The sequence below is a fragment of the Sorangium sp. So ce145 genome (genome assembly GCF_051525985.1).
Classification (GTDB): domain Bacteria; phylum Myxococcota_A; class Polyangia; order Polyangiales; family Polyangiaceae; genus Sorangium; species Sorangium cellulosum_B.
Genome location: NZ_CP150315.1, coordinates 8,572,537 through 8,586,670, shown reverse-complemented (window position 1 = coordinate 8,586,670; position 14,134 = coordinate 8,572,537). Strand labels below are relative to the sequence as shown.

The following is a 14,134-nucleotide window of genomic DNA, read 5'->3' as shown; positions in this document are numbered from 1 at the left end:
GGCCCGCGCCGGGCACCCGAAGTAGCCTCCCGGCAGCGTGACGCAGATCTCGCGTCACCGCGAAGCGGGAGTGCAATGAAGAGCAATCGAGACTATCGCCCGAGGCGGGGCGCGCTTCGCCGTGCTGCGGCACTCGGGGTGATGTTGATCCTCGGCGCTCCTGCGGGAGACGCAGACGCCGCCGCCCCGATCAAGGTCAGCGACGTCAGGCTCACGGCACCGGACGAGGGCAAGGCCGAGATCGTGGTCGCGACGACCGGCGAGCCGCGCTTCTCGGCGCGGGTCGCGGACGGCGGCAAGCGGCTCCTCATCGACCTCGAGGGCGCCGAGGCAGGCGGGGCTTCCGGCGCGATCACGAGCGGCAACGCGATCGTGGCCGGGGTGATGACGCAGGGGTTCGGCAAGGCGACCCAGCGGACGACGCGGGTGCTCGTGCAGCTCGCGCGCCCGGCTGCCTACCGGATCCGCGCCGAGCAGGGCGCGCTCGTGATCGAGCTCGCCGCCGCCGACGCGACGGCGCCCATGGCGGCGCGGGCCCCGGCCGGCCCCGCGGCGGCGGCGCCGGAGCGCGAGCCGGCGGCGATCACCGACGTGCGCTTCGAGCACCAGGCGACGCTCGATCGGGTCGTCATCGAGCTCTCGTCGATCCCGAGCTACCGCGAGTCGACCGGCAAGGGGGGGCGCCGCGTCATCGAGCTCAGCGGCGTCCGGCTCCCCGACGCCCTCCAGCGCAAGCTCGACGTCGGCGCGTTCGGCGGCCCGGTGCGGGCCATCTCGACGTTCCGGCGCAACAGCGACGGCTCCAGGGTCGTCGTCGAGGTCGAGCAGGTCGAGGGCGCCTCGGGCGTGGTCGCGCGCGAGGGCAACGCGCTCGTGCTGAGCGTCGCGAAGGGCGCGCTGCCCACGGCGCTCTCGGGGATCGCCGCGGACGGCGGCGCCGCGAGGCGGACCCGCACGGTGGCGCGCGAGGCGCTCCTCGACGACGGGGCGCCGAAGGTGGAGACCTCGTTCGAGGGCGCGGCGAGCAGCGAGGAGTCGCTCGTCGAGCCCGACCAGGCCGGCGCCTTCATGCCCGCGATCGCCGGGCAGCAGCGGCGGTTCACGGGGCGGCGCATCGACCTCGACCTGAAGGACGCCGACATCCACAACGTCCTCCGGCTGATCTCCGACGTGGGGCGGGTCAACATCGTGACCGCCGACAACGTGAGCGGGACGGTCACCATCCGGATGCGCAACGTCCCGTGGGACCAGGCGCTCGAGACGGTGCTCCAGGCCAAGGGCCTCGGCGTGGTCCGGCAGGGCAACATGATCCGCGTCGCCCCGATCGCCGATCTCAACAAGGAGCGGGAGCTCGCGATCGCGCGGCGCAAGAGCGAGCTCCAGCTCGCGCCGCTCGAGACGCGGCTCATCCCGATCAACTACGCGGACGCGAAGGACCTCCAGGATCGCTCGAAGGACATGCTCTCGCCGCGCGGCTCGCTGGCGGTCGACGAGCGGACCAACGTGCTCATCGCGCGCGACGTCGCGGGGAACCTGAACCAGATCGAGGAGCTGGTCCGCTCGCTCGACACGCAGACGCCGCAGGTGCTGATCGAGGCGCGCGTGGTGGAGGCGACGAGCCGCTACGTGCGCGACATCGGCATCCAGTGGGGCGGCGACGGGACGTTCAGCGCGGCGACCGGCAACCCGACGGGGCTCGTCTTCCCCTCGGCGATCGGCATCGCCGGCGGCGCGACCGACTCGAACAGCCCGACCGGCGGCCTCTCGCCGTTCTCGAGCCAGGTCTCGAACCCGAACTTCGCGGTGAACCTGCCGGCCATCGTCGGCGCCGGGCAGGGCGGCGCGCTCGGCTTCACGCTCGGCTCGATCAACAACACCGTCAACCTCGGCGTCCGGCTCTCCGCGGCCGAGGCGAGCGGCATGCTGCGGGTCGTCTCGAGCCCGCGCATCCTCACGCTCGACAACCGGGAGGCGCGGATCAGCCAGGGGACGCTGATCCCGTTCTCGCAGATCAGCGCCCAGGGCGTGCAGACGACCTTCCAGGAGGCCAAGCTCCAGCTGCTCGTCAAGCCGCACGTCACGTCGGACGGCAGCGTCGCGATGCACGTGAAGATCAACCGCGACGAGCCCGACTTCAACCAGACGTCGGCCCGCGGCGACCCGACCATCCTGAAGCGCGAGGCGGAGACCGACCTCCTGATCATGGACGGGCACACGGCGGTGATCGGCGGGATCTTCACCCGCAACACCGGCCGGAACCTCGATCAGGTGCCGTTCTTCGGGGACATCCCGGTCCTCGGCCTCCTCTTCCAGCGGCGCCGCGCGAGCGACACGCGGAACGAGCTCGTCATCTTCCTCACGCCGCGCATCGTGAACCGCGCCGAGGCGCTCGGCCGGTAGCCCCCGGGCGCGGCGCGCCTCGCCGCGCCCTGAACCCCCTCAGGCGCGCTTGCGCCGGGCCGCGTCCCGCGGGCTCGGGGCGGTGTCCGTCACGACGCCGCGCAGCCACGCCCGCGCGGGATCGCGCTCGGTCCGGCTGCTCCACGCCATCGCGATCTCGATGGGCGGCAGCTCGAACGGCAGGTCGAAGGTGCGGAGCGGCACCAGGCTGGAGAACGCCCTGCCCAGGCGTGTGGCCACGGTCGCCACGAGATCCGACGCGGTGATGGCGTGCGGCACGAGGAGCACGTGCGGCACCGTCATGGCCTCATGGCGCGCGATCCCGCGCGCCGCGATGAGATCGTCCGCGACCCCGTCGTGGGCGCCGCGCCTGGGGACGACGACGTGCGGGAGGGCCGCGTAGGTCTGGAGATCGACCTGCCCGCGCGCCGTGGGGTGGCTCATGCGCGCGAGCCCCGCGAAGCGATCGTCGAAGAGGGGCGCGCGGCGCAGGTCGGGGGGGAGGCTCTCCTGCGGGAAGACGCCGATCGCGAGATCGATCTCGCCGCTCCGGAGCGCGTCGACGGCGCGGCCGTCGAGCGGGAGCAGGTGGAGCGCGAGCCTCGGTCCGCCCTGCGCGAGCGCCGCGTTGAGCCGCGGCATGAGGACGAGCTCCACGTACTCCGTGGCGGCGATCCGGAAGGCGCGATCGCTCGTCGCCGGGTCGAACGTCGGCGTCGTCTCGCCGAAGAGGCCCGCGAGATCGTGGACGATCGCGGTGACCTGCGGCGTCATCGCCTCGGCGCGCGAGGTGAGCGCCATCTGCCGGCCGACCCGGATGAGCAGCGGGTCGGAGAAGAGCTCGCGCAGTCGCGTCAGCGCGTGGCTCATGGCGGGCTGGCTGAGGCCCACCCGGCGGGCCGCGAGCGTCACGCTGCGCTCCTGCAGCAAGGCGTCGAGCGCGATCACCAGGTTGACGTCGATCGCCGAAAGATTCACTCCGGGAATATACGATCGGTCATGTATCCGTGGTGTGGATACTTTCGTTTTCTTGCGCGGTCGCGCGGCGTACTGGGCGAGGAGGCGTGATCCCGCGCCTGCGGGCGCTGTCGTGCGGCCCGCGTGGCTGCTAGGGTCGCGCGCGGCTCCCCCCTGATCGGCGGTGCCTTGCGGAGACCATGACATCGCCCGTTCTGCTCGGGGGGATCGACTTCTTCCACCTCATGAACGATCGCGCCATGCGATCGCGCGGCCAGGCGGGCAACCACTGCCTGTTCGTGATCGAGCTCGACGGTCGCCTCGATCTGGCGCGGCTCGCGGTGCGGCTCGAGCGCGCGACCCGGGCGCTCCCCGAGCTCCGGTTCCGGCTGGACAACAGCGTGCTCGGGCGGGCGGGGCGGCCCCGCTGGGTCGTCGATCACCACCGGCGCGCTCCCGGGCTGCGCCTCCACGAGGTGGAGGGCGAGCGCGAGCGCGCGGCGCGCCTCGAGGCGCTGCTCGCGGACCGGACCTCCGCGGAGCGGCCGTGGGCGCTCGACGTCGTGCGCGAGGTGGGCGACGGCGATACGGTCGTGCTCCGCCACCACCATGCGCTGACGGATGGCAGGGGCGCGGATCGGCTCGCCGCCTGGCTGGGCTCCGGGAGCGGCGACGCGCCCGACGACCCGCCGCCGCGGCAGGAGCGGCACGACGCGCCGGAGCGCCTGCTGGCCGCCATGGACCGCGACGAGCGGGTCGCGCTGGCGCGCGCGTACAAGGCCCACGTGCTGGCGCTCGGCCGCGCGCCCATCCTGTCGCTCGCGCGCGCCTGTCCTCAGGTGCGGCCCTCGGCCTCCCGCGTCCTCCGGCTCACGCTCTCGGCGGAGGAGACCCGCGCCTTCGATCTCCGGGTGCGCCAGCGCGCGCGGCTCGCCGAGACGAGCCTCATGCTGATCGCGGCGACGCGGCTCGCCGACCGGGCGCTCGCGGGCCGCGGCTTCGCCCCGCCGCACCACGTGATCCCGCTGCCCCTCTCGCTCGACCCCAAGGGGGGGGCGCGGCGGCTCTTCGGCAATCACCTCACGATGGCCTTGCTTTCGCTCGGCCGCGACGAGCTCCACGACGACGCGCGCGCGGTGGCCCGCCTCGCCGAGCAGCAGCGCGCCGTGGTGCGCGACAGGCTCGATCTCGCCATGATCGCCGCGCTCGATCTGGCCCGCTGGCTCCCCGGCCCGATCTACCGCTGGCTGGGGGATCAGCCCTTCCAGGGGGAGCTCGCCTCGCTGATCGTCTCGAACCCCGGCGCGGTGACGGTGGAGCGGTTCGCGGGGCTCCCGGTGCGCTCGGCGTACCCGCTGCCCGCGGTCGTCGCGCCGCCCGGCTTCCAGGTGATCTTCAGCCGCTTCGGCGGTCGCCTCTCGGCGTCGATCATCCACGGCGACGGGCTGCTCCGCCCGGACGAGGCGGCGGCGATGCCGGGCGCGCTCCGCGCCGAGCTTCTCGGAGAGCCCGCGCCGCCGGGCGGTGGCGCGGTATAAGGGCTCTCGTCATGCGCACGTTCGATATCGTCATCATCGGCAGCGGCATCGCCGGCGGCTTCCTCGCGCGGCAGCTCCGCCTGACGTGCCCCGACCTCGGGGTCCTCGTGCTCGAGGCCGCCGAGGCGATGGAGGATTACAAGGTCGGCGAGAGCACGGTGGAGGTCGCGGCGAACTACATGGTTCGCCGGCTGAACCTCGGCACGTACCTCTACCAGCACCAGCTGCCCAAGAACGGGCTCCGCTTCTTCTTCGACTCTCCGGACAGGGATCTCCCGCTGCCCCGGATGAGCGAGATTGGCTCCGACCACATGCCGTTCCACCCGAGCTTCCAGCTCGAGCGCGCGCGGCTGGAGCGCGATCTCGTGACCATGAACCGCGCCGCGGGCGCCGAGGTCGAGCTCGGCGCCAAGGTGGTCGACGTCGCGATCGACGGGCGCGGGCGGCACACGGTCGTCTACGAGCAGGGCGGCGAGCGGCGCGAGGTCGCCTGCCGCTGGGTGTGCGACGCCTCCGGGCGGCGGCACGTGCTCTTCCGCAAGCTCGGCGTGAAGGTGCACAAGGAGGCGCGGCTCAACACGGCGGCCGCGTGGGGGCGTTACCGCGGCGTCGCGGGGCTCGATGCGGTCACCGACGCGGCGTGGCGGTCGCGCGCGCGGTACACGTCGCGCCACCTGTCGACGAACCACTTCATGTACGACGGGTACTGGATCTGGTTCATCCCGCTCGCCGGCGACCTGGAGGGGACCGCGAACGCGGATCCCCGACCCGCGTTGATGAGCGTGGGCGTCGTGTTCGACAAGGACCGGATCGGCGCGGGCAACGCGCCGGCCGGGGCGCTGCCCGGGCCGCGCACGCGCGCGGAGTTCGAGCGCTTCCTGGGCGCCCACCGCGCCGCGCGCGAGCTGCTCGAGGGGGCGGAGCTCGAGGATTTCCAGAGCTATGCCCACCTGCCGTACCACGCGGACCAGTACTTCTCGACCGACCGTTACGCCGTCACAGGCGAGGCCGGCGCGTTCACCGATCCCTTCTACAGCCCCGGCTCGGATTTCATCGCGACCGCGAACGAGTTCATCACGCAGATGATCCTCTCCGACGTCCGCGGCGACCGCGCCGGGTTCGAGGAGAAGGTCGCGGCCTACGACGCGTACTACCGGTTCAAGTACGACAGCACGCTCCGGCTCTATGAGCGCATGTATCCGGTGTTCGGCAGCTTCGAGCTCTATCGGCTGAAGTACCTCCTCGACTTCAACAACTACTACAACCTCGTCGTCTGGCCGTTCATGGCCGACCGGGTGACGGACGTGGGTTGGATCCGGGAGGAGCTCAGGTTCACCGATCTCGTGCTGCGCGCCCTCTCGACGATGGGCGAGCATTTCGCGTCGCTGGCGAGCGACCTGCGCGCGCGCGGGGAGTACTTCGCGCAGAACGAGGGGCGCTTCGCCAACGGGCTGAACGGCGTCGCGCAGCTGGAGACGCGGCTCGGACCGGCCATCGACGAGCGGTTCCGGCGGGAGCAGGTCGACCGGGCGTACGGGAGCGTATTCGCGGCGCTCGTCGAGAGGCGGCTCGGCGAGCGGGGCCTCTCCGACCGCGCTCGCCTCGTCTCGGAGCTCCCTCTCCCGCAGGTGCTCGTGTTCCGGGACATCACGCCCGAGCGGCTGGCGCGCCTCCTCCAGCGCATCGCCGAGCGGCTGACGAAGGAGCTCCGCGAAGAGCTCCCGGACGCCGGCGTCGAGCGGATCGAGCTCGGCGCGAGCGGCGTGATCTCCGTGACAGGGCCCGCCGAGGGGACCAAGGCGCATGCGGACGCCCTGTCCCGGGCGCGGGCGCTCTGGGACGCCTCGGCGGGATCGCTCGCTCACATCGCCCTCTGAGCCCGCTTTCGCGGGCTCCGGGACCGCGTTCGTCGCCGCCGTCGGCGAGCGCCTCGCGGCTGCCTCGACGAACTCCCCGCGGTTTCTCCTGTACCCGCGCCCGTTCCGCAGTATCACAGCGCCCGATGCGGTGGAGAGCAGCAGGTGGGCGTCTGGGTCAGTGGGCCGTCTCCGTGGCGCTGTCGATGGGCGCTGTCGGCGCTTGTGTCGGCGCGGTCGCCGAGGGCGGCGCGCCGCCGCGGCAGGAGCCGCCGGAGCAGGGGTGGATCACGGCGGCGGCGCCTGACGCGGGCGGTGCTCCGCGCTGTCCGCACGGCGCGCTGGAGGATCCGCACCGTGGCTTCGTGCGGTGCCTCGAGCCGGGCGAGGCCGATGCCGGCTGGCTCCCGCCGTCGCCGCAGCCCGAGCCGCCCCCTCCCGACGGCGGCGCCTCCCCTCCTGACGGCGCCCCCCCGCCTGACGGCGGAGTTCCCGGCGACGCCGGCCCCATCGACGGTGGCGTGCCTGACGCATCGATCGTGTCGGCCCCACTCCCTCTCGTGGAGATCAAGGAGCCCGAGTTCATGAACGGCGACGTCCCGAACGTGGCCAAGCGGCTCGAAAAGGTGGCCCCCGACCTTGCGAAGTGTGTTGCCGATCACGGCGGCCTCTCAGGCGCGTCGGGCAGCATCAAGATCCAGTTCCTTGTCCGGGTGCGTGGCCGTGCCGAGGGTGTCGAGATCCTCGACTCTCGGGGCGTCACCTCCGACGCGCAGCGCTGCATCCGTCAGTTCCTCAAGAACAAGCCCATCGGCACGCCCAGCGCCGACCCCGTAGGCGTCACCGTCTCCCTCTCCCTTCGCGCCCCGAAATAACGACCCCTTACAAACCCCCGACAGAACCGTCCTGCGCGACCGCCGCTGGGCCCACGAACCCCGGCGTCCGCCCCCGCCTCTTCCAAAAACCTCCTTACAAAGAGCCAGGGCGGGCGGGGGTGGTGCGCGAGCGGGCGGCGGGGGTGGGCCCCACGAACCCGAGGGCCGGCCCGCCCCGCAGCGCCCTCCTCTCGGACCGAGTCCCCCGTCCAGCGCGGCAATAGCCCTCCAAAAGGCCCGAGTTCGTGGGGGGACCCCCGCCGCCCGCTCGCGCACCACCCCCGCCCGCCCTGGCTCCGTCGCCCCCTGGGTTGACGCAGCCCCCACGGACTCTATCCTGCCGCGCCGCTGTGCCCGACCCGATGCTCACCCGCGAGATCGCCCGTCGAAAGACGTTCGCGATCATCTCCCACCCCGACGCTGGCAAAACCACCCTAACCGAGAAGCTCCTGCTGTACGGAGGCGCCATCCAGCTCGCCGGCGCCGTGAAGGCCAAGAAGGCGCGCGCCCACGCCGTCAGCGACTGGATGGAGATGGAGCGCGAGCGCGGCATCTCCATCTCCACCAGCGTTCTCCAGTTCCCGTACAAGGGCCGGCTCCTGAGCCTGGTCGACACCCCCGGCCACGCCGACTTCAGCGAGGACACCTACCGCGCGCTGATGGCGACCGACGCCGCCATCATGATCCTCGACTGCGCGAAGGGCGTCGAGACGCAGACGAAGAAGCTCTTCCGTGTCTGCAAGCTCCGGCAGATGCCGATCTTCACCTTCGTCAACAAGCTCGACCGCCCCGGGCGCGACCCGTTCGAGCTGATCGGCGAGGTCGAGGAGGTCCTCGGCATCGGCGTCTACCCGGTCACCTGGCCCATCTCGGCGGGCGGCAAGTTCCGCGGCGTTTATCACCGCGAGCGCAAGCAGGTCTTCCTCTTCGAGCTCGTCGCGCACGGCGCCGAGATCGCCCCGATGGAGGTCGTCTCGCTCGACGCGCCCGAGCTCGTCGCGGCGCTCGACGAGGAGGGCGCCCGCCAGCTGCGCGAGGACATCGAGCTCATCGACGCCGCCGGCGACGCGCTCGATCGCGACAAGCTCGCCCGCGGCGAGGTCACGCCCATGTTCTTCGGCAGCGCCATCACCAACTTCGGCCTGCCGCAGTTCCTGGACGCGTTCATCGAGCTCATGCCCCCGCCCGCGCCGCGCGGCAGCGACAAGGGCCCCATCGCCCCGGACGACGACCGCTTCACAGCGTTCGTCTTCAAGATCCAGGCGAACATGGACCGGGCCCACCGCGACAGGATCGCGTTCCTCCGCGTCTGCTCCGGCCGCTACGAGCGCGGGATGAAGGTGCACCACGTGCGCCTCGGCCGCGACATCCGGCTCACCAACCCGGTGCAGTTCATGGCCCAGGAGCGCACGCTCGTGGAGGACGGCTTCGCGGGCGACATCATCGGCGTCTTCGACCCGGGGCTCTTCCTCATCGGCGACTCGCTCTGCAGCGGCTCGCCGGTGAAGTACGCCCCGCTGCCGCAGTTCCCGCCGGAGCAGTTCGCCCGCGTCATCATGATCGATCCGATGAAGCGCAAGCAGCTCAAGAAGGGGCTCGAGCAGCTCGCGCAGGAGGGCTCGGTCCAGCTCTTCCGGCCGCCCGAGGGGCGGGAGGGCGAGGCCATCCTGGGGGTCGTGGGCGAGCTCCAGTTCGACGTCGTGAAGCACCGCCTCGCGGCCGAGTACGGCGTCGACGCCCGGATCGAGCGGCTCTCGTTCAGCCTGGCCCGCTGGGTCGAGGGCGAGCCGGTGCCCCTCGCCGAGCTCGAGTCGAACCTCTACGGCTACGGCGCCCTCGACGTGCACGGCAACCCGGTCGTGCTCTTCAAGGGCGACTGGCAGCTCGAGTCCTGCCAGAAGGCGTTCCCCCAGGCGCGCTTCGTGGAGCTCGGCGGCTCGATCTCCCCCGTCTGACGAGCGACGCGCACCCGCTTCGGATACGGGCCCACCTCGACGTTTTCGGTGCTCAGCGCACTGGAGTGCGCCTCCGCGCCGAAAACGCCGATCTGGGCCCGTCTCCTGTGCGGGAGCGCGTCGCTCTGCTTCGTGGGAGGGCTACTCCGCGAGCAGCGCCGGGAGGTGCCGCACGGAGGGCGAGCCGTGGCTGAGCAGTCGGTCGTGGTAGGCGCGCTCGGTGAAGCCCGGCTTGCGCTCGTGCTCGGCGCGCAGGCGCATCATCTCGGTGAAGCCGTGGAAGTACGTGGTGAGCTGCGCGCTCGTGAGCCGGGCGCGCCGCCACTTGCCGACGGCCTCGCCTTCCTCCTGGAAGGCGTCCTTCGTCATGAGCGAGAGCGCCTCCTCCTCGCCCATCGCGCCCGCGTGCACCCCGTGGTCGAGGAGGGCGTTCACCGACATGCGCAGCACCATCTTCTGGCGCTGCATCCTCACCTTCGGGCCGCCGAAGCCGTGGTGCGCCATCAGCCACTCGGTGTAGACCGCCCACCCCTCGACGAACGGGCCGCTCGAGAAGACCGCGCGGAGCTTCGAGGGGAACTTGTTGTTGTGCATGAGCTGCAGGAAGTGGCCCGGCATCGCCTCGTGGACGGTGAGGTCGGCGAGCATGCTCGAGTTGTACTCGCGGTAGAACGAGTCCACGCGCGCCTTCGGCCAGTCCTTCGGCGTCGGCGCGATCGCGAAGAACGTCTCCTGCTTCGCCTCGAGCGGGCCGGCCGCATCGCAGTAGGCGATCGCGACGCCGCGGCGGTACTCGGGCATCTCGATCACCCGGCAGGGCTCCTCCGGGATGCGCACGAGATCGCGCGCGCGGACGAAGTCGGTCGCCTCCGCGAGGAGCTTTTCGGACGCCTTCACGATGGTCGCGTTCGTCGGGTGATCGGCCGCGAGCGCGTCGAGCACCTTCCTGATCGCGGCCATCTTCTCGTCCTGCGCCTCGACCTTCGGGAAGGGCTGCTTCCCGAAGAGCGCCGGCCAGAGCTCCCTCGAGGTCTCGAGCATCTCGGCGTGCGTCGCCGCGAGCAGGGCGCGTGCGCTCGCGACCACGCCGTCGACGTCGATGGTCGCGTCGTCCAGCGTGAACCGGAGCTTCTTCTCGAAGCGCGCGCGGCCCAGCCGGAAGTCGCCGTTGCTCCTCGGGAGCAGGTCCTTCTCGAGGAACGCCTGGAAGCCCTCGAGCGCCGCCGCCGCCGCCCTCGCGGCCGCCTCGAGCTCGGCCTGCTGCGCCGGGGCCGACGCGAACAGCGCCGGGAGCTCGGACTTGCAGAGCGCGATGAGCCCCTTGTTCTGCGCGATCGCCGTCTCGGTGTGGATGCGCGGCGGCGCCGTCGTGAGGCGCTGCTCCGCGGCGCGCACGAGCGCGGGGATGCCCGAGAGGCGACCCCCGAGGCTCCGCAGGCGCTCCTCGAGCGGCGCGAAGCTCCTCGTGATCAGCGGATCGAGCCCGTCGCCGACGAGGCCCGTGTACACCATCGGGTTCCACGTCGCCTCGCGGAGCTCGTCGATCGCGAACAGCCAGGAGCGCAGCTGGTTCTCGATCATCGCCGCGTCGACGCGGCTCTGGACGCCGAGGCGCGCCGCGGGCAGCGCCCCGAGCTCGGACAGCGCCGCCTCGATCGTGCGCCGGCGCGCGGCCTCGCCCTGCGCGGTGACGTCCGGCCACACGGCGTCGTACCGGTGGTCCCCCGCCTCGGTGGCGCGGACCGGCTCGTCGCGCAGGTACGCCTCGAGCACGCGCGCCGACAAGGCCGCGAGCGCCTGCTCGGCGCCGGCCTCCGCGCCCGCTGCGCCGGCCTCCGCGCCCGCTGCGTCGGCCCCCGCGCCCGCCGCGTCGGATCGAGCGTCGGCCGGGCTCACCACGGCCGCCTTCGTGAGGGGTTGCGCGGGCGCGGCGCGCTCGGCCGGCCCGCACGCGCAGAGCAGCGCGACGAGCAGGGAGAGGTGGCCGCGGAGCGATCTGCGGGAGAAAGAGAGCTCATCGGAGAGTTCATGGTGTCGCACCTGCGCCTCCTAGCGCCAGCTCGCCGAGAAGGGAACGCGCCGAGCGGGGGCGTCGGCCTCAGTGCGCGCTGCCGAGCGAGGCCTTCGCGAGGCGGGAGATGCCGTCCACGTCGCCGTGCACCGCGTCGAGCAGCGGGCCGAGCGCGAGGCGGAGCGGCCTCGAGTTCGGGTGCCGGAGGATGCGCGCCATGCTCTCGGCCGCCAGCTCGCTCAGATCCTGCTCCGCGTAGCGATCGACGTGGGCGCTCGACAGCGCGAGGCCCGGGAAGGCGGTGCGGCAGAGCGCGTCGATCAGCTCCCCCGCGACGCCCGCCGCGATGTTCGCGGCGCCCAGCGCCGCCCGGGCCTTCTGCGCGCTGATCGCGCATGACTCCGTGCGCAGCTGGCTGATCACGGGCGAGCCGAGCACCGTGTGCCAGCGGGAGATCTCGGCGGCTCGGCTCGCCTCGAACTCACCCGGCGGCGCCTCGGAGACGGGCAGCAGCGCGGCCAGCTGATCGGCGGCGCCAGGATCGATCGCGACGCGGCGCACGATGATCAGATCGTGCGCCCGCAGGCATCCGAGGAGCAGCCGCGTGGACGCGTCGCGCAGGAGCGGCGCGAGCGCGGCCGCGATCACGGTGGGGGGCGAGCCGATGAGCCCCGGGCTCGACGCCCGCGCGGCGCTCGCTCCGGCGGCGCGGGCGCGTTGCGCGCCGGAGCTCGGCGGCGAGCGGACGCTGATGGGCGGCGGGATGCTCGACGGCGTGCTGCGACCGACGGCCGGCGGCGCGCCGGAAGCCTGCGCCAAGGCGCGGCTGCTGGCCGGCGGCACGCCGGTGGTCCGGCTCACGCCGCCCGGAGAGGGCTTGTTCGATGGCGCGCGCGCGCCCGCGATCCGCGCGGGATCCTGGACGGGCGGCGCCGGTTCGCCGCGCCGCGACTGCGTGGTGCGCTCGGTCACGACGTGCAGCGACGCGAGCTCGATCGCGCGGAGCCCCGGGAGGCCGCGCGGCGCGCGGGCCGCGATGGCCGCGGCGAGCTCCGCCTCTTTGCCGACGAGCGCCTCGCGCTCCGCGTTCTCGCGCAGCAGGTCGCCGGCGATCTGCGCGCACCGCTCCGTGGCCTTGTCCGCGGCGCTCCGCGTCTGCGGCTCCTTGAAATAGAGCGTTAACTTTCCCCGCAGGGTCTCCCGATGCGTGCCCGCGGTGACAACCTGCGACGCGCTCTCGACGTTGGCAGGTTCACGCCCCCCGAAAGGCCAGAATCCCATGAGCCCATTGTCGCGCGATCCTGGGCCCGGGCGCGAGCGCTTCGAGCGCTTCGAGCGCTCGCGCCCTCACCCCCGCTCAATGGCGAGGTGGAACGGAGACATAGCGATTGCCGCGTTCGTAGAATCGCCACGGCTTCTTCGCCCACGCACCTGCATAGTCGACGTTGATGCGAGGCGACCTGCCGATGGGCCCAGCAGCGCCGGGCAGCAGCGAGAGCTGCGCTCCGCAGACATCCATCCCGTACGCGGAGCGGTCGAGCCCCAGCGCCTTGCACAGCTTCCCCGGCCCGTTGGTGAGCTCGATCCGCCCAGGCGCGACGCCTCGCCGGCGGCTCATGAGCGGGAGGCCGATCACCGGCTCGATGGCCCGAATGAGGACAGCGTGCGGCTCTCCCTCCGAGGCCACGACGATGTTGAACGCCCAGTGCATGCCGTAGAGCTGGAACACATACGCATAGCCCGCCGGGCCAAACATGACCTCCGTCCGCACGGTCCGTCGCCCGCCCGCGCTGTGCGCGGCGAGGTCTTCCGGGCCGCGGTACGCCTCGGTCTCGACGATGCGTCCGGCGGCGGTGCCCTCGGGCGTCGTGTGGACGAGCACCTTGCCGATGCACGCCCGCGCGACGACGAGCGCGGGGCGAGCGTAGAAGTCACGCGGCAGCGGCGCCGCTCCTTCGAGGAGCGCGGCGCCTTCGCTGGGCGCGCGGGGCTCGGGGACGGGACGCACGGCGGGCACCGCGCTTACCCCGCGGAGGGGCGCGCCGCCCGGAAGCGCTTGTCGATGAACGAGAGCACGTCGTCGCGGTGCTTCCTGGCCTGGAGCTCGTGGTGGAAGACCGCCGCGATCTCCAGGGCGGGCGTGACGACGTAGGTGATCCGCCGGGCGAGGCCGATGAGCGGCCAGAGGACGCCGTAGGCGCGGCACACGCTGCGATCGCGGTCGGCGATCATCGGGTAAGGGACCTTCTGCGCCTCGGCGAACCGGCACTGCGTCCTGTGGTCGTCGGTGCTGACGCCGACGATGCTGGCGCCCGCGAGCGCGATCTCGGCGTGGTTGTCGCGGAAGAGCTGGGCCTCGACGGTGCAGCTGGGCGTGAAGGCCTTCGGGAAGAAGTACACGACCGTGCAGAGCCCGCCCTGCGCCGACAGCACGAAGCGCTGGCCGTCGATGGCCAGCGTGTCGATCTCCGGCGCGCGCTCGCCGACCTTCAGCATGCCGACGCAATCTGCCGCAAGTCGCCCCCGGCGTCGACCGCGGCCA

Annotated in this window: 10 protein-coding genes; 5 read left to right on the top strand and 5 right to left on the bottom strand. The window is 72.5% G+C overall.

The annotated features are described in order from the left end of the window. Positions 1 to 75: 75 nt before the first annotated feature. Positions 76 to 2,400 (top strand): type IV pilus secretin PilQ, encoded by a 2,325-nt coding sequence (locus WMF34_RS31725; protein WP_012238805.1) that lies wholly within the window; start codon positions 76 to 78, stop codon positions 2,398 to 2,400. Between the two features lie 39 nt (positions 2,401 to 2,439). Here WMF34_RS31725 and WMF34_RS31720 read toward each other — a convergent pair whose 3' ends face one another. Then, positions 2,440 to 3,378: a LysR family transcriptional regulator gene (locus WMF34_RS31720; RefSeq protein ID WP_437990146.1), complete on the bottom strand. Its 939-nt coding sequence runs from the start codon at positions 3,376 to 3,378 to the stop codon at positions 2,440 to 2,442. Positions 3,379 to 3,557: 179 nt separating this feature from the next. Between WMF34_RS31720 and WMF34_RS31715 the strand changes: the two genes are divergently transcribed. The 4 genes from WMF34_RS31715 to WMF34_RS31700 all read left to right on the top strand — a co-directional run bounded on the left by WMF34_RS31715 (position 3,558) and on the right by WMF34_RS31700 (position 9,581). Continuing rightward, positions 3,558 to 4,895: a hypothetical protein gene (locus tag WMF34_RS31715; RefSeq protein WP_012238803.1), complete on the top strand. Its 1,338-nt coding sequence runs from the start codon at positions 3,558 to 3,560 to the stop codon at positions 4,893 to 4,895. An 11-nt stretch (positions 4,896 to 4,906) separates the two neighbouring features. After that, a complete protein-coding gene (locus WMF34_RS31710; protein WP_437990145.1) occupies positions 4,907 to 6,772 on the top strand; it encodes an NAD(P)/FAD-dependent oxidoreductase in 1,866 nt (621 codons plus the stop codon). 185 nt (positions 6,773 to 6,957) lie between these two features. Beyond that, positions 6,958 to 7,626, top strand: a complete 669-nt coding sequence (locus tag WMF34_RS31705; protein WP_044966246.1) for a hypothetical protein — start codon at positions 6,958 to 6,960, stop codon at positions 7,624 to 7,626. 362 nt (positions 7,627 to 7,988) lie between these two features. Next, entirely contained in the window at positions 7,989 to 9,581 is a 1,593-nt protein-coding gene (locus tag WMF34_RS31700; RefSeq protein ID WP_012238800.1) for a peptide chain release factor 3, read from the top strand. A gap of 141 nt (positions 9,582 to 9,722) precedes the next feature. Here WMF34_RS31700 and WMF34_RS31695 read toward each other — a convergent pair whose 3' ends face one another. From WMF34_RS31695 to WMF34_RS31680, 4 genes are all read right to left on the bottom strand, one after another. Continuing rightward, positions 9,723 to 11,621: a DUF885 domain-containing protein gene (locus WMF34_RS31695; protein WP_437990144.1), complete on the bottom strand. Its 1,899-nt coding sequence runs from the start codon at positions 11,619 to 11,621 to the stop codon at positions 9,723 to 9,725. A gap of 58 nt (positions 11,622 to 11,679) precedes the next feature. Next, positions 11,680 to 12,873: a hypothetical protein gene (locus WMF34_RS31690; protein WP_437990143.1), complete on the bottom strand. Its 1,194-nt coding sequence runs from the start codon at positions 12,871 to 12,873 to the stop codon at positions 11,680 to 11,682. 76 nt (positions 12,874 to 12,949) lie between these two features. Beyond that, complete coding sequence (locus WMF34_RS31685) at positions 12,950 to 13,609, bottom strand: DNA-3-methyladenine glycosylase (protein ID WP_437990142.1); 660 nt, start codon at positions 13,607 to 13,609, stop codon at positions 12,950 to 12,952. Positions 13,610 to 13,614: 5 nt separating this feature from the next. Continuing rightward, entirely contained in the window at positions 13,615 to 14,088 is a 474-nt protein-coding gene (locus tag WMF34_RS31680; protein ID WP_012238796.1) for a peroxiredoxin, read from the bottom strand. Positions 14,089 to 14,134 lie beyond the last annotated feature (46 nt).